Source organism: Vitiosangium sp. GDMCC 1.1324 (genome assembly GCF_003044305.1).
Lineage (GTDB): Bacteria > Myxococcota > Myxococcia > Myxococcales > Myxococcaceae > Archangium.
Map to the genome: position 1 here is coordinate 118,211 of NZ_PZOX01000006.1, position 21,858 is coordinate 140,068.

Annotated in this window: 20 protein-coding genes; 11 read left to right on the forward strand and 9 right to left on the reverse strand. The window is 67.4% G+C overall.

The window, feature by feature from the left end:
- Positions 1-35: 35 nt before the first annotated feature.
- The 3 genes from DAT35_RS19420 to DAT35_RS19430 all read right to left on the reverse strand — a co-directional run bounded on the left by DAT35_RS19420 (position 36) and on the right by DAT35_RS19430 (position 1,981).
- A complete protein-coding gene (locus DAT35_RS19420) occupies positions 36-296 on the reverse strand; it encodes a hypothetical protein (protein WP_108068556.1) in 261 nt (86 codons plus the stop codon).
- Positions 297-376: 80 nt separating this feature from the next.
- Complete coding sequence (mscL, locus tag DAT35_RS19425) at positions 377-778, reverse strand: large conductance mechanosensitive channel protein MscL (RefSeq protein WP_108068557.1); 402 nt, start codon at positions 776-778, stop codon at positions 377-379.
- 147 nt (positions 779-925) lie between these two features.
- On the reverse strand, positions 926-1,981 hold the full coding sequence (locus tag DAT35_RS19430) for a type II secretion system F family protein (RefSeq protein ID WP_158501786.1): 1,056 nt from the start codon (positions 1,979-1,981) through the stop codon (positions 926-928).
- Positions 1,982-2,222: 241 nt separating this feature from the next.
- Between DAT35_RS19430 and DAT35_RS19435 the strand changes: the two genes are divergently transcribed.
- The 5 genes from DAT35_RS19435 (at position 2,223) to DAT35_RS19455 (ending at position 8,386) form a co-directional block, all read left to right on the forward strand.
- On the forward strand, positions 2,223-2,810 hold the full coding sequence (locus tag DAT35_RS19435; protein ID WP_108068559.1) for a DUF2378 family protein: 588 nt from the start codon (positions 2,223-2,225) through the stop codon (positions 2,808-2,810).
- Positions 2,811-2,939: 129 nt separating this feature from the next.
- A complete protein-coding gene (locus DAT35_RS19440) occupies positions 2,940-3,713 on the forward strand; it encodes an ROK family protein (RefSeq protein ID WP_108068560.1) in 774 nt (257 codons plus the stop codon).
- Positions 3,714-4,058: 345 nt separating this feature from the next.
- Positions 4,059-5,786, forward strand: a complete 1,728-nt coding sequence (locus tag DAT35_RS19445; protein WP_233261576.1) for a hypothetical protein — start codon at positions 4,059-4,061, stop codon at positions 5,784-5,786.
- A 1-nt stretch (position 5,787) separates the two neighbouring features.
- Entirely contained in the window at positions 5,788-6,783 is a 996-nt protein-coding gene (locus DAT35_RS19450; RefSeq protein ID WP_108068561.1) for a hypothetical protein, read from the forward strand.
- Between the two features lie 10 nt (positions 6,784-6,793).
- Positions 6,794-8,386, forward strand: coding sequence for a DUF1501 domain-containing protein (locus tag DAT35_RS19455; RefSeq protein ID WP_108068562.1), 1,593 nt, complete (start codon positions 6,794-6,796; stop codon positions 8,384-8,386).
- 23 nt (positions 8,387-8,409) lie between these two features.
- On the opposite strand, the gene DAT35_RS19460 is transcribed toward DAT35_RS19455, so the two are convergent.
- Positions 8,410-8,949, reverse strand: a complete 540-nt coding sequence (locus DAT35_RS19460) for an AAA family ATPase (protein WP_108068563.1) — start codon at positions 8,947-8,949, stop codon at positions 8,410-8,412.
- 142 nt (positions 8,950-9,091) lie between these two features.
- Here DAT35_RS19460 and DAT35_RS19465 point away from each other — a divergent pair, with 142 nt between their 5' ends.
- The gene (locus tag DAT35_RS19465; RefSeq protein ID WP_108068564.1) at positions 9,092-9,598 is read left to right on the forward strand and encodes a GNAT family N-acetyltransferase; all 507 of its coding nucleotides are present in this window, start codon (positions 9,092-9,094) and stop codon (positions 9,596-9,598) included.
- Between the two features lie 39 nt (positions 9,599-9,637).
- Here DAT35_RS19465 and DAT35_RS19470 read toward each other — a convergent pair whose 3' ends face one another.
- Positions 9,638-11,419 (reverse strand): hypothetical protein, encoded by a 1,782-nt coding sequence (locus tag DAT35_RS19470; protein ID WP_146209783.1) that lies wholly within the window; start codon positions 11,417-11,419, stop codon positions 9,638-9,640.
- Between the two features lie 353 nt (positions 11,420-11,772).
- On the opposite strand from DAT35_RS19470, the gene DAT35_RS19475 reads away from it, so the two are divergent.
- The 4 genes from DAT35_RS19475 to DAT35_RS19485 all read left to right on the forward strand — a co-directional run bounded on the left by DAT35_RS19475 (position 11,773) and on the right by DAT35_RS19485 (position 14,604).
- The gene (locus tag DAT35_RS19475) at positions 11,773-12,831 is read left to right on the forward strand and encodes a hypothetical protein (protein WP_108068566.1); all 1,059 of its coding nucleotides are present in this window, start codon (positions 11,773-11,775) and stop codon (positions 12,829-12,831) included.
- A gap of 209 nt (positions 12,832-13,040) precedes the next feature.
- The gene (locus tag DAT35_RS59940; protein WP_199242945.1) at positions 13,041-13,301 is read left to right on the forward strand and encodes a hypothetical protein; all 261 of its coding nucleotides are present in this window, start codon (positions 13,041-13,043) and stop codon (positions 13,299-13,301) included.
- Positions 13,302-13,564: 263 nt separating this feature from the next.
- A complete protein-coding gene (locus DAT35_RS58215; RefSeq protein ID WP_146209784.1) occupies positions 13,565-13,969 on the forward strand; it encodes a hypothetical protein in 405 nt (134 codons plus the stop codon).
- An 89-nt stretch (positions 13,970-14,058) separates the two neighbouring features.
- Positions 14,059-14,604 carry a hypothetical protein gene (locus tag DAT35_RS19485; RefSeq protein WP_108068567.1) on the forward strand — a complete coding sequence of 182 codons (546 nt, stop codon included), beginning with the start codon at positions 14,059-14,061 and terminating at the stop codon, positions 14,602-14,604.
- Between the two features lie 109 nt (positions 14,605-14,713).
- Here DAT35_RS19485 and DAT35_RS19490 read toward each other — a convergent pair whose 3' ends face one another.
- From DAT35_RS19490 to DAT35_RS19505, 4 genes are all read right to left on the reverse strand, one after another.
- Positions 14,714-18,850, reverse strand: a complete 4,137-nt coding sequence (locus DAT35_RS19490; protein WP_108068568.1) for a protein kinase — start codon at positions 18,848-18,850, stop codon at positions 14,714-14,716.
- A gap of 87 nt (positions 18,851-18,937) precedes the next feature.
- The gene (locus DAT35_RS19495) at positions 18,938-19,534 is read right to left on the reverse strand and encodes a hypothetical protein (protein WP_108068569.1); all 597 of its coding nucleotides are present in this window, start codon (positions 19,532-19,534) and stop codon (positions 18,938-18,940) included.
- 217 nt (positions 19,535-19,751) lie between these two features.
- On the reverse strand, positions 19,752-20,597 hold the full coding sequence (locus tag DAT35_RS19500) for a hypothetical protein (RefSeq protein ID WP_146209785.1): 846 nt from the start codon (positions 20,595-20,597) through the stop codon (positions 19,752-19,754).
- 490 nt (positions 20,598-21,087) lie between these two features.
- Positions 21,088-21,276: a hypothetical protein gene (locus tag DAT35_RS19505; protein WP_108068571.1), complete on the reverse strand. Its 189-nt coding sequence runs from the start codon at positions 21,274-21,276 to the stop codon at positions 21,088-21,090.
- A 27-nt stretch (positions 21,277-21,303) separates the two neighbouring features.
- Here DAT35_RS19505 and DAT35_RS19510 point away from each other — a divergent pair, with 27 nt between their 5' ends.
- Positions 21,304-21,552: a hypothetical protein gene (locus DAT35_RS19510; protein WP_108068572.1), complete on the forward strand. Its 249-nt coding sequence runs from the start codon at positions 21,304-21,306 to the stop codon at positions 21,550-21,552.
- Positions 21,553-21,858: the final 306 nt, after the last annotated feature.

Consider the following 21,858-nt stretch of genomic DNA (forward strand, 5'->3'; position numbering starts at 1 on the left):
CGACACCGGGAGGGAGCATCTCACCGCGCGTGGCCCTACCAGGTGTCCTGGGGCTCCGACCCGAAGCGCGCCGAGCCACCGTAGGGGTAACAGAAGTTGTAGGCGTACGACTGGCACGCCGACACGCTGCCGATGTTGTTGTTTTCGATGGAGCGCCCGTCGTCACACCACACGTAGCAGGGCCCCTCGGACGCGGTCACCTCGCGCTCGGCCGGCTCACCCTCCACACCGCCACCACAACCCGCGAGACCCATCGACAGCGCGGACACCACGGCAATCAAGGACATCGTCTTCATCAGGACTCCTCACTCTGGTTGGAGAAGCCCTTCACTCTAAGTGAACCGCACCCCTTGATTCCACTCCTTGAAGAGAGACTTCAAACGGTGCGGCGCTGGGCCAGGGCATCGCGAATCTGACGCAGCAGCTCCACCTCGGTCTCCTGGGGCGCCTGGGCCTTCTGGGCGGCCTCCTCCTTCTTGCGGCGCAGCCCCTGCAACTGATTGATGCCCTTGACCACGACGAAGAGGGCCAGAGCGACGATCAGGAAGCTCACCACGGCGGTGAGGAAGTTGCCGTAGCGAATCTCCGCGCCGTTGAGGGTGAAGCTCAGATTGCTGAAGTCCGGCTTGCCCCCGATGGCGGCGATGAGCTGCATGAGGATGTCGTTGGTGAAGGAGGCGACGACGATTCCGAATGCCCCGCCCAGCACCACGGCCACGGCCAGACCGATGACGTTGCCCTGGGAGATGAACTCCTTGAACTCCTTCCAGATGGACATCGCTTTTCCCTCCAGACGGGCGTAGCCCCGCCACGGAAGGTAGGCAGCGCCCCACTCGCGGGGCCGGGGTCTCGAAGGATTTCTTTCTCCCGGAGCACGGCTGGCCAGCCCCAGGAGGAGGGGCGGACAGCCAGGCACCGTACCGACCTACCCGCGTTCCAGCTGCTCGCTCAGGTCGCCCAGCTGGCGCTGGTAGCCGCCCTGGAGCTGAACCACCTTGCCGATGTTGGTGGCGAAGAGGAACACCGACAGCAGGGCGATGACCACGAACATCAACGTCCGCAGCCAGCGCATCGCGCTGTCCGAGTGCTCCCGCGACAGCTGGGCGAGGGTCGGCTCCAGCTCTCCGGTGCGCTCTCCCGTGGAGAGGCGCTGGAGCGACTCCCCATCGAACACGTCGAGCCACTCCACCACATCCGTCAGGCTGGCGCCGGAGCGCAGGCGGTGGACCGCGAGGTGGGCGCGGGCTCGGAGCAGCGTGCTGCCCGTGGCCTCGAGTGCCATCTGCAGGCTCCTGCCCGCCTCCAGCCCCGCCCCGAGCGCCACGCCCAGCACGAGGCTGAAGCGGCTGGCCTGGAGCTCCCGGTGCACGCGTCCCAGCAAAGGGACGCGCATGCGAAAGCCCTCCCAAAGGGGCTCGATGGCCGGAACCGCCAGCACCAGGGGCGCCAGGAAGAGCGCCAGTCCCGCGGAGGACACCTGCAACACGTGGTGGATGAAGTGCGAGACGAACACGCCGAGGATGTCGTCCGCCTTCCCAGAGGCCATGAGGCTCGCCGCGGTGTCCAGGAGGGAGCCGCCGAAGATGAACGCAACCAGCAGGTAGCCCGGATAGGCGCAGAGCATGACGGCGCGCCAGCGCATGCGCTGAGCCTCTTCCATCTGCTCGACGATGCGCGCCAGGGCCGACTCGAGCGTCCCCGTGGCCTCCGCCGCCCCCAGCAACTCCACCGTCTGCGGCTCGAACCAGCGCGGCTGCCGCCGCATCGCCTCGGCCAGTCCGGAGCCCGCGGCCACGGCCTCGCCCACCTGGGCCACGGCGCGGCGGAAGGGGTCCCTCGCCGCTCCCCGAGACAGCTCCGAGAAGGCGATGGGCAAAGCCAACCCCGCCCGGATCATGCTGTGGAGCCCCTGGAAGAAGGTGAGGCGCGGCCGGTGCCGCACCATCGCCACGAGCGGGTGCCGGGCCCAGGCTCGCGCCAACCACTCACTCCCCTCTGGAGCCGGAGCGGGACTCCGGGCCGTACGGACTGCGTTGCGGACCGGAGCTCCGGCCTGGGACCTGGCCGCGGAGACGGGAGACTCCGTCCGAGGGGGCCTCGGCTTGTTCATCGGATTGCCATCTCGCTCGGTCACGCCTCCAGGTTAGGAGGAATCGGCACTTCGTCGCCAACTCAACAGGGGCAGATGCCCGAACCCACGCCCTGAGTAAAATGAGGGCGCCATGGACACGAGAGACGCGCTGTTACGCCGTGTCGCGCTGTCAGCCCCGGAAGCGCGCACCCACGGGCAGCACTACGAGGACGTCCTGCTCGGCGTCTCCGAGCTGTTTGGCGCCAGCGTGAGCGAGGAGGTCCGAAGCCTCGTCCCGGAAGCCGTGAGCCCGGGCTCCTTCAACTATCCCGTGGCGGACCTGCTCCACCTGTGCGACGCGGCGGCGAGCACCGCCGAGCTGCGCACCGGCAGCCCCTACGGCGAGAGTCTCGAACAACTCGGCACCTTCATCATCCGCAGGTTCTTCAACTCCCCGCTCGGCAAGGCCCTGTGGATGAGGGTGCCCCGCGAGATGCACGAGTCGCTGCGGTGGTCGGTGGTCTCCGTCCGCTCCGCGTTCATGCATGGACAGCGGAGATACGAGAAGCTGGGCCCCCTCACCGCCCGGATCTTCTTCCGGGGAGAGTTGCTGGGGCCCTCGTGGATGCGCGGCATCTTCCTGGGTGGCATCCAGATGCACTCCCAGCAACCCCTGTCCGCCTCCATCGAGCACATGAGCGCGTCGGGCATGGAGTTCACCCTGCGCTTCACCTGGTAGACACGCTCGCCGGAGCGTCCGTCCCATCGCACATGTCCGCTCGCATACGGGCGCGGCCTCCCGAGCGAACAGACCCGTTGCCGTCCGAGCGGCGCCTCATACACTGACGCTCCACCGCTGGAGGTCTGGATGCCCCGCGCAGCCGCTGCCCCACGCCCGTCCCCGCGCAAGAAGACACCTCGGGAGGCCGCCGCTCCCGGGCCCCGGACGTTGGCCATCGACATTGGCGGGACGGGCATCAAGGCGCTCGTCCTCGGTCCGGATGGGAAACCCCTCACCGAACGCCAACGCGTCGACACCCCAAAGCCCGCCACTCCCCGGGCGGTGATGCGCGCGCTGGCGAAGCTCATCAAGCCGCTCGGAGCGTTCGAGCGCGTGTCCGTGGGCTTCCCGGGCGTGGTGGAGGACGGGGTGACGAAGACGGCCCACAACCTCCACAAGAGCTGGGAGGGATTCCATCTCGCCCAGGCGCTGACCAAGCAGACGGACCGTCCGGTCCGCGTGCTCAATGATGCCGGCGTGCAGGGTTTCGGAGTCATCGACGGGCGCGGGGTGGAGATGGTCCTCACCCTGGGCACCGGCATGGGCACCGCGCTGTATGTCGATGGCAAGTACGTGCCCAACCTGGAGCTCGCCCACCACCCGTTCCGGGGCGGGAAGACCTATGAGGAGTACGTGGGCAGCGCCGCGCTGACGAGGGTTGGCAAGAAGAAGTGGAACAAGCGCGTGCAGCACGTGCTGGAGCAGATCCAACCCATCTGGAACCCGCGGAAGATCTACCTGGGCGGCGGCAACTCCAAGCTCATCGACCTTCCCCTGCCCAAGAACGCGAAGATCACCGAGAACGTCGCCGGGCTGCTGGGAGGGTTCGCGCTCTGGAAGGACGAGCCACCTCCTCGCTGAACACGGACGATCCACCAGGCAGCGCTGGCCGTTGGGGGGTGTCTCTGGGGGGCACGGACCCCACTGTGTTGGGTGGACTCCCCAGCAGACAGGGTTTCCCGTACGGCGCCTCCCCACGGCATCCCGAGGGAGCGGCGGTGCGCGAACACGTCCCGTGCACGTGGCACAGGCATTGCCTTCCCGCGGCGGATGAATTCGCGCCTCTCGACTCTTCCTCGCGCCCGCCTGGAGCCCCCCGCGCCCTGGCTGGGGCCCACGCGCCTGTTGCGCACTCTCTGCTGGGTGCTGCCCGTCATCGTCTGGATGGGCTGCCCCGGTGGAGGGGCCGGGCCTGGCGACCCACCCGTGGATCCGACGGAAACGCCGGACTCCGGCTGTCCCGACCCCGTTGCCTCGGGGGGCGAGGACGGAGGCGAAAGGCCAGACACCCTCTCCCCCAGCCGTGTGCTGCGGCGGGCGGCGCTCGCGCTGCGAGGCACCCCACCGACGGATGAGGAGTACGCCGCGCTCGAGGCCGCGGGCAACGAAGCCGCGCAGCGAGCCTTCGTCGACACCTTCGTGGACGAGACGCTGCGGCAGCCCGTCTTCTACCGGACGATGTTCGAGCAGGCCCGGGACTGGTTCAACATCCCGCTCGTGCCGAGCACCGCCGATGCTCCGGAGTACGGGGTGCAGCAGCAGCGGGCCCTCACGAGGTGCGCGGCGGGCACGGCCAAGGCCGGCGCATGGAGGTACTACCGGGGTGACACGACGGCGTGCGACGGCACGAAGGCCGATGGCTCGCCCGTCGATGTGCTCACCCTCGAGCCGTGGTGGGCGCCCGGTACGACGGCGACGCTGGTGGGCTACGCCGCCAGCACCGCGGAAACGGGCACCGCCTATGTCAACGGCAACCCCGTGACCGTCTCCTGCACGACCTCGGGGCCGGCGGGCACCTGCGGCTGCGGCCCCAACGCCACGCTCTGCTTCGCCGACTTCCAGACGTACACGGGCTTTGAGAACTACCTGCCCTACAGCGCGCAGGGACAGCGACGGCTCGTGTCCGAGGAACCCGCCCGCCTCTTCGCCCACATCGCGTGGCACGACCGGCCCGCGACGGACCTCATCCTCGGCAGCTACTCCGTCGCACCGACCAACCTCCAGGCCGCGTATGTGATGCAAGGCTTCAAGGGGGGCGTGACGAGCCTGCGCACCGATGACAGCTGGTGGCGCCCATCGCGGTTCTCCGGCGAGCCGGTGGACCCGGACCACACGCAGGGAGATCCGCTCGCCTGGCGCGAGTACCAGATGCCCGCGCGCAACCCCTTCTTCCTCGCCGAGCGCGACTACCACTACGACCCCCGCACCCAGACCGGCCCGTCCCGAGGGATTCCGGCCGCGGGCATGCTCACCAGCCTGGGCTTCCTCAACGGCTATCCGCGCGAGCGCGTGCGAGGCGCCCGTGCACTGGAGACGCTGGCCTGCGAGGTGCTCGCCCCGCCCCTGGGACAGAAGTTCAACGAGTACAGGAGGGATCCGGGGTCCGAGGGGCCGTGCCAGCACTGCCACCGGCGGCTCGACCCCGCGGCGATCCACTTCAAGCGTTACGCGAAGCGCGGCACGGGCACCGAGGGCTACGGCGCGGACTACCTGATGCCTGGCGTGGGCACCGCGTGGCACTGGCCCGCGGCGTGGCGCAGGGGCGAGTACCCCTACGGGAGCGATCCGTTCAGTCACTGGAACCGCTGGTACCAGGCCGACACGAAGCTCACGCCCATCACCCCGGCGCAGGAACAGGCGAACCCCGAGGCGGTCTTCCTGGACTTCCTCCCGCCAGATCAGACGCTGCTGGGACAGGTGAGTGATGGGACGGTGGGCCCGCTCGGCTTCGCCAAGCTCATCGTCGCGGCGGGCGCCTTCGACCGGTGTGTCGTGCGGCACCTCCATGCCCAGGTGCTCGGACGGGACATCGACCCAACGACGGAGGCGGGCTACCTGGATGCCCAGGTGGCGCGCTTCGTCGAGGGGGGACGGAAGATCCGGCCCTTCGTCAAATCACTCACCCAGTCGAGCCTGTTCCAGAGGGGGCGCTGACATGAACCGCTTTGCATTCCTCCTCGTCCTCCCCGTGGTGCTCTCCTGCGGCCAGGAGGGCACCTCGCCCGAGCCCCAGACCCAGTCCACCTGTGGCACACCGGCCTCCACCGAAACCCTGCGCATCATGCAGGGCCTCAAGCCTCACTGTGAGGGCTGCCACGCGCAGGGTGCGCGCGGCTACTTCGCCTCGGCGGATGCGTTCCAGAGCCTCCTGGTGGCCGACCCCCGGCTGGTGAAGGCGGGCAGTCCCGATGACAGCGAGCTGGTGCGGCTGCTGGAGGGCCGCGGCTCCGGCGCCTTCAAGCAGATGCCCATCGGAGAGAAGTCCTACTCCCAGCTCGTCTCGGAAGGTGCGGCGACGCTGCCCGTGGCCGATGTCCGCGCGTGGATCCAGAACCTCGGGGCACAGCAACGGGACGCCCGTCCCGCCGCGAACGCGCCGCGTATCACCCGCATGAGCGCCACCCAGATACAGCGGGCGCTGTACCAGCAACTGGGCCTCGCCCACGAGGACTTCTTCATCTCGGCGGCGGAGTACGGCATCCCCATGGCGGAGTCCCGTAATGACGACTTCTATCCCATGCAGTCACCGGATGCCCTGCCCGCCCCCAGGCAGACCCCCACCGCCGAGCGCTTCTATGGCCTGGGCGGCGGCTCGGTCATGACCCAGACGTCGCACGACCGGTCCGTGAGCCCCACGTTCGCGCTCACGCTGACGCAGGTCTCCCAGCGGTGGTGCCGCCTGGGGCTGGCCAAGAGCGGAAACGTGGCGCTCTTCCCGCCGGGCACCAAGCGCACCGCCAACCCCGAGGACGTGAAGGCCACGCTGCGCCGCTGGTCCATGCACTTCCTGGGGGAGCGCCTCTCCGACGCGCAGGTGGAGACGCTCTACACCCGCGTCTTCGTGCCGCTCGCGACCCCCACTGACACAGAGCCTGCCTACGTGGGCGTGTGCTCGTACTTCATCCGCCACCCCCACTGGATTTTCTACTGAAGAGGCAATCATGAAGCTCTCTCGTCGCAGGTTGTTCGAGCTGGCCCTTGGGGCCGCCCAGGTCGGGCTGATGGCGCGCTTCGGGCTGTCGACGTCCAGGGCCGCGGTGCCGTCGGGACGGCCCACCAAGATCCTGGGCATCTGGATGGATGGAGGCCTCCACTGGGAGACCTTCTTCACCCCGCTGTCGCGTGCAGGCATCAACAAATACATTCCCTCGCCACAGGGAGGCATCATTCCCTTCGGCTACCTGCCCGAACAGGTGGAGAACTTCGACCGCTCTCCGGCGGACCTGGATGCTCCCGGGCCGGTGCGGAAGATTCGCGGGCCGGTCTTCTGGAACTGGGCGAACCCGGCGGACACGACCGGGACGAATCCCGTCTCGCAGAACAAACAGAACTACCGTCCGTGGGGCTACGCGTGGGCGGACCCCAAATACAAGCTCTACGAGAAGGCCGCGGTGCTCGTGGGGGCGGACCAGAACACGGCCGCGCACGCGAGCGGAATCGTCGCGAGCATGTGTGGCGTTGCGGGCGCGACCTTCCGGGCCCCGGCGGTGCAGGCCGTCATTGCCAACGCGATGGCCAACCGTTTCCCCGACCGGCCCATCCCCAACGTCAGCCTCGGCGGCATGCTGCCGGCGGCGCTGGGGCTGCCCTCGTTGGCGAACCCGATGTCGGTGAGATCCGCGTCGTCGGTGGAGCCGACGCTGTCCGACAAGCGCGACAGCGCCTGGAAGGGACTCCGTGCGCGGCAGGACGTCCCGGACCTGGCCTTCGACGGCTCGGCGCTCCCGGGTACGGTGCCCGCGAGCGCGGTGGACGCGGCGCTGCTCGAGGTGCTGCGCGCGGAGCGCAACATCTCCAGCAGCGGCACCGACGCCATGCTCGAGCAACTGTATGACATGTACAAGGGCGAGAGCCGGACCATCCGCCGCGATATCCTGTCGACCCTCGCCAGCACGCCGACCTGGGAGAAGCTCAAGAACGACCCGGCCTACCCGGTGAACTGGACGGCGTGCATCGGCTACGCCGACTCGTGTGGAACAGGCGCGGCGATGGGCTCCTATGAGCTGGCGTTGCAGTTGCTGAAGTCCGACCTGGTGACGTCGGTGAACCTGAGGGCCACGAGCTTCGCCAACTTCTCCTTCGACACCCACAGCGCGAACGGCGTGCAGATGCACACCAACCACCTGCGCATCGCGCTGGAGATGGTGGGGCGGATGTGCATCGAGATGAGCCTGACGCCCAGCAAGTCCGACCCCAGCCGCTCGCTGCTGGATGAGACGCTGGTCTACATCTACAGCGACTTCGGGCGGACGTTCCCCAAGCAGGGGAGCGACCATCACCCGGCGACCTGCGCCATCCTCGTGGGCGGCGGCATCCAGGGCAACCAGATGCTGGGCGGGTACGACGAGACGATGGGCGGCTCACCCATGGGGGCGCCGGTGACGCTGGTGGAGGAGTCCGGGCAGACAGTGACGCGCGCGCCGCGCTCGCAGGACATGGCGGCGACGGTCATGCGCGCCTTCGGGCTCGAGCCGGGCAAGGACTTCTTCATCCCTGGCGGCTACGGCGTCTTCGACGGGGTGGTGAAAACCTGAACGCCTACAAAACCAAGACGGCGCTATCCTCGCCCAAGGCGCTCGAGGACCTGGGAGACCCGCGCGGTCGTAGACCCGTGAACGGGTAGAACTTCCACTCCCAACTCAAAAGGGTCGTCGAGAAGCAACCAGGCGAGCTTCTCGTCGACCTCCGCCCTCAGCTCGGGATCTTCGTGTGCGGGGAGCTGGATGCGATCTCGCTCCTCGATGGGCACGAGAACGACGAAATCCAGGGTCTGAAGGGTGGAACGAACCCGGGCGAGCCACTCCTCCGGATCGAACGAATCGGATTCCTCGTGCGTCAGGAGGTATCCAAGAAAATCGAGGGGGCAGCGATCAAATAGAACGTTTCGCGCGCCCTCCTCGTCCTCGAGCAGCTCCATCGAGCAACGGAGCTGTTCGAGGAAATCTTCCAAGCTCGGTGGAGAAGCGAACTCGTAACCTTCCTCTTCGAGCAGGTGGTACGGCTCGTCGACGACCCGGTACTCCGCGAGTCGCTCCTCGAGCGCTTCAATGAGCGTCGACTTTCCCACCCGGTGCGTGCCAGTCACTGCGATGCGCATGCGTGTTCGTACCGCAGATCTTCAGGGGGCACCAATCGAAGCGTGACTCGAGGTTTCACCTTCTGGCGCGCGAGTCGAACCTGCCGAGGATGCGAGCACGGATGGCCTGTCAGAATGTCTGTGAGATGCCAGAGTAGACCGTATGCTCATTCGACCCGCGCGCCCCGAAGATGCCGACGCCGTCGCCAGGGTTCACGTGCGCACCTGGCAGGCCGCTTATCGAGGGCTGCTGCCCGATGACTACCTGGCCAGCCTTCGACCGGAAGACCGGGCCAGGCGCTACACGTTCGGCTCGAGCGATCCCCTCCAGCCGACGACCCTGGTGGCGGTCGAGGGAACCGAGATCATCGGGTTCGCGACCACCGCACCCGCGCGCGACCCCGACTGCCTCGGTCAAGGTGAGCTCGCCGCGCTCCATGTCGATCCGGGTGCGTGGAGCCGTGGGGCCGGCCGAGCGCTGATTGCAGCCGCCCGCGCCCAGCTCGTGGACAGGGGCTACACCGCCGCGATCCTCTGGGTGCTGGCCGGCAACTCCCGCGCGGAGCAGTTCTACCTCGAGGATGGGTGGCTGCCGGATGGCGCGCGACGTACCGACCAGGTATGGGGCGCCACCGTCGACGAGGTACGCTTTCGCCGTCGACTGCCCTGATGGCGCACCCTCGACCCTTCCACGCGGCCCATCCAGGGCTCAGTAACACCAGGTGCCGATATAGGCCCAGGTGTTCGAGGTCTTGCACTCGTAGACGCGGTTGTCATTGCCGCACACGCGGTAGCCACAGTAGGTGCCATTGGGATCGATGGCAATCCTGCCCAGGTGATCTCCGTGCGCGCAGCGGCAGGGACTGTTGTAGCGGGTGCAGATGCCCGTCCCTAACTTCAGATTGTCGCACCCGATGGGATCGATGTTGCTACACCAGTCATTGACGATGTTGTCCCGGTTCCCACAGCTGGTGTTTTGATAGTTGGCCAGGATTCCCGGATTGGCGTTCAGGATGCACTGGGTGAGGGCGGAGCCGCACCAGGCTTGTCCCACCGCCACATCCAGGCTCACGGTGTCACCGAACCCTTCGACCTGCTCTTGCACCATCCGGACCTCGAACTTCGGCTGGGTCACGGGGCTCGTGGGAGCACGTACGTCAAAGGAATAGGTGTACGCCTCACCAGGGTTGACGTCACTGCACGTGTAGACACGCGCATTGGTATTATCCACGAAGTACCCGCCGCACTGAGGGTAGATACTGAGATTGAAGCTGTTGTGGGTAGTCGCCCCCAGCCGGTAGGAGCTGTTCTGTCCCTGACCAGACCACGACGTCGTGCCGGTGTTGCGAGCCTGCACGTTCATCCGGAAGATCTGGCCCGGCATCACGAAGCTCGGAACGGTGGCCACCTGGAGGGTCGCGCTGTTGACGAGCGTTGGGCGCGATTCGAACCAGGCCAGGTGGCGGTCTCCGTTGTAGCAGAGCGACGTCTGCCACCACTTGTTGACAGGGAGAGGGCTTACGGCGGGTGAGCACTGCTCCCCCCCGCGAACCCATGAATCCGGCGAGTCGGCGAAGTAGAGCAGGGCCTTGATTTGATTGCTATGGCTCCGGTTGTAGTCGACGACCGCGGTGTAGCAGCCCTCGAAATAGCTCGCATCGGGCTCGAACGGTAACGGCTCATCTGGACGCGCACCGGGATTGTACTCAGTGATGTATACCGGAGCGCCCGTGTATGTCGGATAGGTGTTGATCAGGTCGACCTGCCACCCGAACTCCGTCGCGAAATTCTGGGGATGACCGTAGGCATGAATCCCGAAACCATCGATGGAAGTGCCAGCGGTCTCGAACATGCGGGTGTAGAACTCCGCGCAGGGAACCGGATCGAGGCAGCCGCCCGGTCCCGCGACGAACAAGGGCTTGTCGGAGAAGGGACCTGACACCCAGCGTTCATTCCGATAGCAGTTGTACACGCGGCCATACGCACGTCCATCGATGTTCCACTCGTCTCCGAGATTCGGCTCATTCGCCAGGATGAACGCGCTGATGACATCCTTCGCGTAGAACGCATTGCCAACCTCCGCATCCAGGGCATCCATCAGCCTGCTGATTTGCGAGCACTGGAATTCGGAGTCCTGCGAAGCGAGAGCCGCACGCTCAGCCGCGTTTGGAGCTGGGACAGCCGGATCCTGCTCCGGATCCATGCCCTCCTCCACATACCCCATGCGAACCAGAGTGCTGATATTGAACTCTGCCTTGAGCGACGAGAGATTTTTCTCCCATTCCGACATGCCCCCGAGGTCCCTGGCGAATTCAAGGTTCCACGCGACGCGCTGATAGTCGGGCTCCAATGCGTCCTGGTAGGCATGATTGAGACGAAGCATGTTCGCGCCCTTCAAGCTCGTTTGTGCGTTCGAAGGCAGAGCGCCGAGCACCGAGAATGCAAGGAGCGCGAAACGGACGGAACTCGCGGATGTAGCGATTCGTTTCATGGGGAAGCGGTCCGATCTGGACTGGAAGACACCTGGATGGAGTTGTGCGGCGGAGCAGCGGATTGCCCGTGCTGCTCGTCCGCCAACATGCCCGACGGCATCACGGCGAATCCATTCCCAGCAGCGCCATGTGGTTACATAAAGCCGCCAGGGAGATGACCTCGGGAGCTCTTCTCTCGAAGGAGATTCCCGCCGAGGTGTATGAATCGAGCGCACCGGGATTCCACCGACGCCACTCGGGCGTGGTCGGGCGGTCTTCGCGGCAGCACCCGGCATCAGGCCCTGCCGATCCGGATGGGTTCCCGCGAGATGCTCCCGCGGAGTGAACCTCCCTCGGTGGTAGCTTCTGGCCCATGGACGAGTTGCCTCTGGATGTGGTGGCCGCGCGCAGGCGCCCTGGGATGTATCTTGGCGACACGGGGGCGTACGGGCTCTCCCGTCTCGTCGACTTCCTGTTGCATGCCGCAATGGCAGAGGAGCGCGGTGGCCATCTCCAGCGGCTGCACCTCTCCCTGGGCCAGGATGGGAGCCTGGAGCTTCTCGAGGATGGACGACCTCTCCCCCCCGAGCTCCTACCGGACATCCTGACTCGGAGGCGGATGGGCAGCATGTTCGACATGGAGCGGCCGCCCTACGCGTCCCTACGGTCGGAGCTCCTCTGGGTCTTTGCCCTCTCCGAGCAGTACGAGCTGGAGGCCTGGGAGGATGCCCGGCGATGGCATCTCAGAGGCCAGGCGGGCGTCATCCATGAGCACCCCACGCCCGAGCCGCTCCAGGGAGCTCGACTCCCCGGGCCACGAGGCACTCGAGTCAAGCTCACCCCTGACCGCACCCTCTTCCAGCCCGGCATCACGTTCGACGCCCGAAGCCTGCACCTGCGCTGCCGCGAGCTCGCGGGACTGATGCCTGGGCTGTGCGTCCACTTTCACAGCGCTCGTCTCGAGGAGCAGATCCAGTACCCGCGCGGGCTCGCGGACCTCGTGGACGAGCTGACGCTCTATACGTTGCCTCGAATGGCGACTCCGCTCGTGGTTGAAACGCGGTGGGAAGATTTTCGCGTGCGCTGCGCCTTGCAGTGGACGCAGGGGCCGGACTGTCAGGTGTGGTCCTTCGTGAATACCGTGCGCACGCGCAAGGGTGGGAGTCATGTGCAAGGTGCCCTGGATGCCCTGGGAGCAGCGATGGCCCAGGTGAGTCGGCACAAGAAGCCCTGGCCTCACGAGCGGCTGCTGCCCGGCCTCACGCTGATGGTAGCCGTGGACGGGCCACCCTCCCGCATGGGCTTGGAGGCCCCTGGCCAGGAACGGTTTCATGCGCAAGGGCTGCGCGAAGGGGTGGCCTCCATCCTCGCCCCCGTGTTGGTGCAGGCGATGCGGGACATCGATGGGCACCCAGGGCCGTCAACCCGGTGAGACGGAGGAATCAGCCCCTCGGGCCTTTCTCGGGGTGGGCGCCCAGGTGACGTTCTTATAGAGTGCAACCCCTTTCAAAGCAGGGGGGGCACATGCAAAGCACTGGCTGGCACCGGAAGTCGTCGTGAGTCGTCCTCACATCCATCCTCATGGGGATGCTGGGCTGTGAACCGCCCGAACCCGGGGAAACGTCGTCCACTCCGGTCCTCGTGCGCCAGTCCCTGCGTCAAGGGAACGTCACGTTCGTCGAGCGCTCGGACGGAGTCCGGACGCCCACGGTCGATGTCTCGTATTTCCGGCCGACCCCGGAGGCACTCGCCGGCTCGACCCCGGTGACGGAGGCGGGTTTCAGCACGCTCGCACCCACCAGCTACTCACTGCCGGCGCTGGCTCGCTATCTGGCCACACTCGCGGACGTGCCCGACGTGCGGAGGCTGGAGAAGCGGGGCTGGAGGAACGCAGGCGCTTGAGGGCAGTGTGGATTCCTCCCGGAGGAGCCCGGCAGCGTGGGGCGGGAAAGCTCGCTGGAAGGCGTGCGCTCTGCCCCCGAGTCCGAGTGGTGTGTCAGCCAGGGACTGCTCCGGATGGGCTCTGCCTCATTTGCCACACTCTCACGCAAAGACATCCAGCGCTGTCTTTGCGGGCCTTGTATAGCATATCCAGTTATTCATGACCTTCCGCTCACGGTTCGACGCTGAACCGACGGCAGGCCACTCGTATGGAGATGATACTCATGAGTCGATACACGAGAATTGCGACCGCTGTTGCCCTGACCGTAATGATGGCATTGAGCACGGCCGCGTGGGCAGGAGCCAAGGGCGGCGCGAGCGTCACCATCAGCTGGAATGGCGACAATGGCGCCGCCTCGGGAACGATGGGTACTGTCAGGAATAGCTCCGACACCCTTCAGTACATTGGGTGCACTGTAGCCGGCAACGCAACCTCTAAATGGGTGAGTTGCTCCGCACGCAATGCCAGCAACGTCACCGTCTCCTGCACTTCGTGGGAGCCTAACATCATCCAGGCGGCGTATGCCATGACTTCGGATGCGCATATCTCATTCAGTTGGGATGCTTCGGGTGCCTGCACGACCCTGAGCGTTCGCGCCGATTCGAGATACAGGCCGAAAGAGCCCTGAGCCAGGTCCCCCCCACCGGAAGCTTCAATCCCCACATGCGCCGGGCCTGCCGCCCGGTGTCATCGTTTCGCGTCCAGGAGCGCTTCCCGATGGCTTCGTCCCTCAAACTGTGGATTCCCCTCGCGCTCGTCACGGGATGGGTGTTGGGCCATGGCACCTCAGTCGCCATGAATCCCCCTTTGCGAGCTTCAGAGCCATCACCACAGGCGCTCAAGGAATTGAGGGCCCGAATCGACTCTCTTTCCGCTCAACTGACCGCAATCCAATCCCAGATGCGATGCACGGGGAGCACCACTGCGGCGGCCCCCGATACTGCGCCCCCGCACGCGGAGCTCAGGCAGGTTCTCCGTGAGGAGCTCACCACACTCGTTGGAAGGCCCGAACCCACGAATGCCGCCACGCCCGCCCCTGCCCAGAAAGAGCTCTCTCCGACAAATCTCGCCGCACTGGAGCGCGGGCAACGTCTGCTCGAGGATGCGCTCCACTCGAGGCGGTGGGGGGATGCGCAGGTCGAGGAGTTGCGCAGGTTGTTGCCCGAAATGACCGCTGCCCAGCAGCAGATGCTGATGCAGAAGCTCTCCGCCAGCATCAATCGTGGCGAGCTCGTCGTCGAGACCACCGACATGCCCTTTTGAATCAGGGGGCGGGGGTAGAGCCGAAGCAACAAGAGGCGAGCCCACCGCCTGAGGTAGCGGCGAAGGCGGAACCACGGAAGGAAGCGAGCCCGCCCACCTGCCCCCCTCGTCACGCCCGCCCCGCCCCCGAGGGAGGAGCGGCCAGCGTGGCCTCGAGCTCCTCGAGCAGGGCCCGGGCCTCCTGGAGGTCCACACAGTCTTCCTCCCCACCGAACCGCGCGAGGATGCGCGACAGCACGCGCGCCGCCACCCCGGGCTGTCCCGTGTCGCGCAGCTGACGGCCCAGGCTCACCCTCGCGCGCAGCTCGAACAGGAGGGCTCCCTGCGTGCGAGCGATGGCGATGGCACGCAGGAAACAGGACGTCGCCTCCCTCTCCCGTCCCAGACGCCGCAGGCACTCGCCGCGCAGACGGTGCAACGCCGCATCGGCGTTGCGCTCCCCAGTCTCCGCGCTCAACGCCAGCCCTTGATGGATTGCCGCCAGGGCTTCCCGGACCTGACCCAGTTTCAGGTGGACCGTCGCGAACAGGGCCAGGTTGTGGGGAAGGGTCGCGCGAAAACCCGCCAGGCGGCAGTGCGCGAGCTCCTCCCGCATCAGCACGAGCCCCTCGCGCGGCCGTCCCAGCTCGGACAGGGCCCAGCCGCGCAGAAGCGTCGCCCACATGCGCCACATCTCGAAGCCGCGCTCACGGGCAAGCGCGAGGGTCTGGTCCGTCAGCCGCAACGCCTCGGACGCATCCCGACGCAGGGAACTGGCCACGGCCAGGTAGACCTGGACGAAGGCGGTGGTGTGGGGATGCTCCACGCGTGCGGCCTCCCGCAGGGCCGCCAGGCCATACCGCCGCGACTCCTCCACCCGGCCGAGCAGCGCGTGCACCATGGCGGCATAGCCCAGCGCCGACGTCCTGGGCTCGATGAGGTACTGCGCGGCCAGCGCCCGCTGCTCCTCGAGGGAGAGGTCCGCGCAGGCCAGGGCACGCTCCACCTGGTGCAAGGCCTGCCTCGGCCGGCCCCAGGAGAAGAGGATGCTCGCCATCCCCCGGCAGCCCAGCACCCGCAGCCCCCGATGACCGTGGCGCCGCCCCACGCCCTCGAGCCATTCCGCCAGCTCGTAGCTCTGTCGGAACTCGCCCCGCACGAAGTGATAGCTCAAGAGGGACCACCAGCTCAGCTCGAGCCCCGACACCCACTCACCCACCTGGTGGCTGAGCGTCCGGATGCGGGCATACATCCGCTCCACCTCGGGTGCGAAAAAGCCCCGCGCCCGCACCATCGCCATGCCCAGGAGCATGCGAATCCGCAGTTCCTCGCGGAGGCGGGAGTCCCCCTCCGGCAGGGCGGGCAACAACTCCAGGGCCCGGGAGAGATGACCCAGCGCCTCCCGGCCAGCCAGGCGCTCGTGATCCAACTGCCCGGCCCGCGTCCAGAACTCGAGGGCCCTCGCGGGCTCTCCCGCCTCGGTGAAGTGGTGCGCGAGCACCTCGGGCCGCTCCGTGCGCACGTAGGAAATATGCTCGGACATGACCCGGGCGATGTGCCCGTGGTGCCGCCGCCGCGCGCCGCGGGACAGGGACTGGTACGCGGACTCCTGGAAGAGCGCGTGCCGGAAGAAGTACCCGGGCTGGCCATGCCACTCCATCTCCTGGAGCAGTCCCGCCTCCACCAGCCCGGCGAAGTCGCGCCGCAGGGAGGCCTCCTCGCGCTCCACCAGCGCCGCCATGAGAGTGAAACAGAAGCCCCGCCCCACCACCGCACACAGCTGCGCCAGGGCCTTCTGGCGCGAGGGCAGCAGGTCCAACCGGGCCAGTAGCAGCTCGTGCAGGGTGAGCGGGATGGACGCCGCCGCTCCGCCCTCCAGCCTCAGGTGCGTCATCTCCTCGATGAAGAGGGGGATGCCATCCGTCGTGCCCACCAGTTCCTGGACCGTCTCCTCCGGCAACTCGCTCTCCCCGGCCACCTCCCGCACCAGCTCCGCGGCGAGCGCGGCCGGCAAACGCTCCAGCGCCAACCGATGAAACCCGGCGCGCAGCGAGCCCTCCAGCGGCAACTCCTCCGGACGCGCGCTGAGCACGACAAGCAGCCTCGCGCTCCCGGCCCGCGCCTGGAGCAGCGCCAGGAACTCGAACATGTGAGAGCCGCCCCAGTGCACGTCCTCGATGATCAGGAGTACCGGCTCCAGGACGTGCGCCACCCGCAGCAGGACGTGCACCAGGGACTCGTAGGTCTTCTCCTTGATGCGCTCGGGGGTGAGCTGGAAGACGGGGGAGTCCTCGGGGATGGGCAGGGTCAGCATCGCGCCCAGCAGGTGCAGGTCCTCCCGGGACAGGGCCAACGCCCGGAGCAGCTCCTCCAGCTTCTCCAGGCGCCGGGCCGGGGAGTCCTCCGGGGCGAAGCCCGCCGCCGTCTGCAACAGCTCGACGCAGGGGTGCAGGGCTTGCGCGCAGAAGCGGGACCAGCACTGCACCCGCAGCAGGAAGGCCGAGTCCGCCACCCGCTCGCCCAGCGCCTCGATGAGCCGCGACTTGCCAAGGCCCGCCTCGCCATTCACCAGCACGCAGGAGCCCCGCCCCCGCCGCGCCTGCTCCCAGCGCTCCAACAGCCACGCCAGCTCGTGCTCGCGGCCTATCAGGGGCGAGAGCCGCCCGGCCGCGCGCGAGCGCTCGAACCGCAAGGACACCTCGCGAGCGCACAGCACGCGGTGGGCCTCCAGGTGCACGCCGCCCGAGAGCCCCTCGAAGAGGTCCTCTCCGAGAGGCTCACCCAGGAAGGAGCCCCGCACGAGCCGCCACGTGCCGTCGCTGACGGCCACGCCCCCGGGCCCGGCCCTGTGCGCGAGCCACGCGGCCACCTTGGGCGCCTCGCCCTGGAGCCGCGCCCCCACCGCCATCAACTCCGTGTGCACGCCCGCGCGCACGGCCAGGCTGGAGAGGGGCAGGTGAGGCAGCCGGCGCTGGAGTGAGTCCCGCAGCTCCCGGGTGAGCTCGAGCGCCGCGCGCACCGCTCGCTCCGCGTCGTCCTCCCGGCCCTGGCTCCACCCGAAGCACGCGAGCACCTCGCCGCCCAGGGACAGCGCCACCGAGCCCCCGTGCCGCTCGAGGCGCTCCACGCATGACTCATGGAAGGCCAGCTCCAACTCGCCCACGTCCTCGGCGTCGAGCGGCGCGCCCCCCTCGGCGAGCCCCAGGAGTTGACAGGACACGAGCGACACCTGACGGCGCTGGGGCTCGGCGGAGCTCGTGTGTCCCTCGGGCCCTGGCCCGGCGAGACGCCCACGCAGCTCCCGCACCTCCTCGCGCAGCTCCAGGGCCGAGGAGAAACGCCGGGCCGGCTCGCGCGCCAACGCGGTGGCCAGCAGCAGTTCCACCTGCCGGGGTACCTCCGGGTAGCGCACGCGGATGGAGGGCACGGGCCGCGAGGAGGTCACCCGCTCGCGCAGCTGCGTCAGCGAGGTGGCCTGGAAGGGCGTCTCCCCGGTGAGCAACTCGTACAGTACCACGCCGGCCGCCCACAGGTCGGTGCGCGCGTCCTGCGGCTCGCCGAGCCACTGCTCCGGCGCCATGTACGCCGGCGTGCCGCCCTCGGGTTGCAGCCGCGAGCGGATCGGCTCCACGGCGAGGTGCGACAGGCCGAAGTCCAGCAGCTTCACCTCGCCCCGCCGGGTGAGGAAGACATTGCCGGGCTTGAGGTCGCTGTGGACGATGCCCCGCTCGTGCGCGTGCGCGAGCCCCGAGGCGATGGCCTCGAGCATCTCCAGCGCGCGCGGGAGCCCGGGCCGCTCGCGCCGCAGCAGCCCGGCGAGCGACTCACCTTCCAGGCATTCCATCACCAGGAAGGGCACCGGGGGCTGTCCGGGCACACGGCTCCACTGGGCCACGTCGAAGATGCGGACGATGTTCTCGTGGTCGAGCCGGGCCACGGCCCGCGCCTCGGCGAGCGCCAGTGCCTCGAAGCCCGAGCGGGGCAGCAGGAACTTGAGGGCCACCTCGCGGCGCAGCGTTGCGTCGCGCGCGCGGAACACCTGCCCCATGCCGCCGCGGCCCATGGGTGCCAGCACCTCGAAGCGCCGGCCGTCCGCGCCCCCGAGCCATTCCCCGGGAACCGGCAGCCGGGAAGACGGCTCGGCGTGGAGCACTTCCTTCAGGAACGAGTCCCCATAATCCGACTCCACCTGGGAAGCCTCGGAGGCTCCGCGCACGTTCGTGGGAGCCCCCACAGGCACGTCGTCCTGGAATGCCCGGCTACTCATCGCCACCTCCCTCACGCATCCGGCGGCCACACCGCGCCTGGAGATGGAGTGACGGGGGCTGGAATGTGAGGGCTCGCCTGGCGGAACTCAGCGAGGAGGACGGCTGCGCTCCAGGCGGAGGAGCGCCACCTCTCCGTCGAACCTTCCTTCTCCCAGGCGCGAGAGATGGATCGCCCCGGGCCTCGCGTGCAAGACGAGATCGTCCGCGTCCAGGAGCCCGTTCGCGTTCGCATCCGAGTAGAAGACCCCCACGTGCTGGAACTGCTTCCCACCGGGGTACCGCACGGCAAGCAGCTCGCCCGGCCGGACGCCCTCGCCAATGGACACCGCCCGCTCCGGCGAGCCCTGGCGGAGTTGGACCGTGGCCGCGCTGGGAAGCTCTTCCACCAGCGCGGCCACGTTGAAGTCGCGCTCGAGTGGCTTGCCCATCCAGCGGGCGCGCGCGGCCATGAGCACGTCCGCGCAGTCCACACCGATGTAGTGGTAGCTCTGGTGCGGAACGGAGCCGAACAGGCCCAGGACGTTGAAGAAGGAGGTCACGTAGCCCAGGTATCCCTCGCCGTCGCGGATGGAGAGCCGGAACACCTTGGGTGAGAGACCTCGGTGCTCGCTCCGCTCGAGACCCAGAGAGCTCGAGGTGACGCCGCCTTCCTCCACCTCGGCCTGAAACCAGAAGGTGCCCACGTCTTCCTGGTAGAGGTTCGCCCTGGCCGGATGCGGCTCCAGTTCCTCACCCCGGAGGACTCTCCCGGAGGTGTCGAGTGGGCTGCTCTCCCAGCGGCCGCGGAGGCTCCGGAGCTCTTCGCGGAGGTACGGAATCTTCGCCCAACCCGCCCACGCGTACGGAATGAGACAGGACGCGGCGCAACCTGAATGCCACGGGTGGACTGGGGGCTCGCGCTCACGGGCAGGCTCCGCAATCCGTCCCACAACTGGAGTACGTGTTGCTGGTGCCGCACTTCTCGGAAGGCTGGCAGGTGCCGTCCCCGCAGGAGTAGACGTCCTGGGTGCGCATCCGCGTGGTCATGGGCAGGTAGCTCCGTCCGTTGACGGTACATGAGGTGAAGAACTTGCCCGTCGCATCATAGGTACACATCTGCTCGCAGCTCCCGGCGAACACCAGGGGCTGGCACTGTTCACGCGGCCTCGTGCTGTCATAGGACTCCGTGAAAGCACAGGGGCGTGTCGAGCTCTGCCGGGTGTCCATGCTGGTGCCAAAGCTACCGACGAAGACGCCCTCTCCGTTGAAGAGGTTGCCGAAGAAGCACCCCTCGCGCATCGGGAATTGACTGGTCTCGTCCTGGGCAATCGGAAGGGCCGTGCCGACGGCCGTCCGCCCCATCACCGAGATGGGCAGGTGGATGCCGTACTTGTTGGCGTGGGCCACGAGGCACCCGGAGATGACCTGTTGCTCGGCCAGCGTAGCGGGGGCGCCATTGGCCCAGCCTGGTGCCAGACCCAGCGAGCCCTGCCACGTATAGGAGACACCCGTGGCCGGCGCGGTATAGGTGCGTGACTGGCCCTGGGGCACGGCGCAGGTGACCACGTATTTCATCACCTGGTCAGCCAACGAGGGATTGGACTGGAACCAGGAGTCGAACGCTGGCGAGGACAGACCGTTGGAGGACAGGCCATTGAAGGACAGACCGTTGAAGGACAGCCCATTGAAGGACAGACCGTTGAAAGACAGGCCGTTAGCGGCGACCACCTCCCGGGTCTGGCTGGCCAACTCTCCGGAGTCAGGCATCACCTCACTCGCGGGGCCACATGCGGCCAGGGACACGAACAGAAAAACGAACAACAGACATGCTCTCGAGCTCTTCATGGCTTCCACCCCAAGACTCCCATCATCACAGCAGCAATGTGGTTTTCCTGGCCAGAACCGACAATCCATGAATGCGCGTAAAAATACTCATGCGTCCTCGCGCTGACATCCAGGTGTGTCGGGATGGCCCGTCCGGGCAGGGCCGCGGTTCAGTGCTGGACGCCATAGGGCCTCGTCCAGGGCGAGTTCCTGTGGCTGTTGTTCGGAAGCACCCATCCGGGAGGAGGCACGCTCACCGCGACGCGCTCGCCCACGCCAGCGCTCTCTCGACGAGCGCGGTGACGAACGCGTTCTTCCGCTGCGAGTACGTCGAGAAGAGGCGCGCTCCGAGCGCATAGGCCTCGCGCTTCTCGTCGGCGTAGGCCTTCGCCTCGTGTCGGGGTGCGCGCGCAGGTAGTCGCGGACGGCGAGCTCAGTAGGGCGCGGGCGGCGCCACTTCCACCGTCCATCCCTCGGGACACTGGATCACATTGGGATAGTAGTCGCCAGCGCTGGCACAATAATACCAGTAGGAAGCCGGTGCGTTGGGAGGATAGGCGTCGAGCGGATAGGGCGCGTATGGGTAGATGGGGGCCGCGAAGGGGAACCAGACGCCACCCACGACCCACCACCAACCTGGACGTCCTTCGTGCTCTTCCTCAATCCAGTGACCGTGCCGCCATTCGTCCCGGTCGGGCCCCCGGAACTCTCGAACGTCTCCGAACCCGTGGTGCGGTTCGACGTGCTCGCCCGGGTGCCCTTCGTGCTCTTCCCGGCCCTCATTGTGCCCACCGTAGTGCCCACCTTCCCCTCTGGAGTAGCCCCCCTGGGCTGCCCTCCCTCCGTGCGGATGTCCCTGCGCCTGGGCGGGAATGGAATGCGCTGCGGCCATGAGTAGTCCCGCAGCCCCCCAGGCGACCCAACTCTTCAATGGTCGCATGTCGGTTTCACCTCTCATCCACGGTTATAAAGCGCGTGCAAGAGTGGCAGCCGCACGATGCGCAGAGTTGCTGCCCCCTTGGCCAGGTAATGCGGCGTTCCCATGGTTGGGCTCCCCATTGGCGGGCTGAGGACGGACGGAGTCGGTGGACGGGAACAGCCCATGGCCAAGGCAACAGAGTGTTCGAAATGGCCCAGCTTTACAGGTACGCACCTGCCCGGCCTGTGCTAGGCGGAGGTGGCCTCTTCCTCGAAGGAGACCCCA

Excerpts from the sequence above, each read along its gene's own strand:
- DAT35_RS19470 (WP_146209783.1), bottom strand. The coding sequence starts at position 11,419 with ATGAAACGAATCGCTACATCCGCGAGTTCCGTCCGTTTCGCGCTCCTT.
- DAT35_RS58215 (WP_146209784.1), top strand. The coding sequence starts at position 13,565 with ATGAGTCGATACACGAGAATTGCGACCGCTGTTGCCCTGACCGTAATG.
- DAT35_RS19440 (WP_108068560.1), top strand. The coding sequence starts at position 2,940 with ATGCCCCGCGCAGCCGCTGCCCCACGCCCGTCCCCGCGCAAGAAGACA.
- DAT35_RS19485 (WP_108068567.1), top strand. The coding sequence starts at position 14,059 with ATGGCTTCGTCCCTCAAACTGTGGATTCCCCTCGCGCTCGTCACGGGA.
- DAT35_RS19460 (WP_108068563.1), bottom strand. The coding sequence starts at position 8,949 with ATGCGCATCGCAGTGACTGGCACGCACCGGGTGGGAAAGTCGACGCTC.
- DAT35_RS19420 (WP_108068556.1), bottom strand. The coding sequence starts at position 296 with ATGAAGACGATGTCCTTGATTGCCGTGGTGTCCGCGCTGTCGATGGGT.
- DAT35_RS19450 (WP_108068561.1), top strand. The coding sequence starts at position 5,788 with ATGAACCGCTTTGCATTCCTCCTCGTCCTCCCCGTGGTGCTCTCCTGC.
- DAT35_RS19490 (WP_108068568.1), bottom strand. The coding sequence starts at position 18,850 with ATGAGTAGCCGGGCATTCCAGGACGACGTGCCTGTGGGGGCTCCCACG.
- DAT35_RS19435 (WP_108068559.1), top strand. The coding sequence starts at position 2,223 with ATGGACACGAGAGACGCGCTGTTACGCCGTGTCGCGCTGTCAGCCCCG.
- DAT35_RS19475 (WP_108068566.1), top strand. The coding sequence starts at position 11,773 with ATGGACGAGTTGCCTCTGGATGTGGTGGCCGCGCGCAGGCGCCCTGGG.
- DAT35_RS19500 (WP_146209785.1), bottom strand. The coding sequence starts at position 20,597 with ATGCCTGACTCCGGAGAGTTGGCCAGCCAGACCCGGGAGGTGGTCGCC.
- mscL (WP_108068557.1), bottom strand. The coding sequence starts at position 778 with ATGTCCATCTGGAAGGAGTTCAAGGAGTTCATCTCCCAGGGCAACGTC.
- DAT35_RS19465 (WP_108068564.1), top strand. The coding sequence starts at position 9,092 with ATGCTCATTCGACCCGCGCGCCCCGAAGATGCCGACGCCGTCGCCAGG.
- DAT35_RS19455 (WP_108068562.1), top strand. The coding sequence starts at position 6,794 with ATGAAGCTCTCTCGTCGCAGGTTGTTCGAGCTGGCCCTTGGGGCCGCC.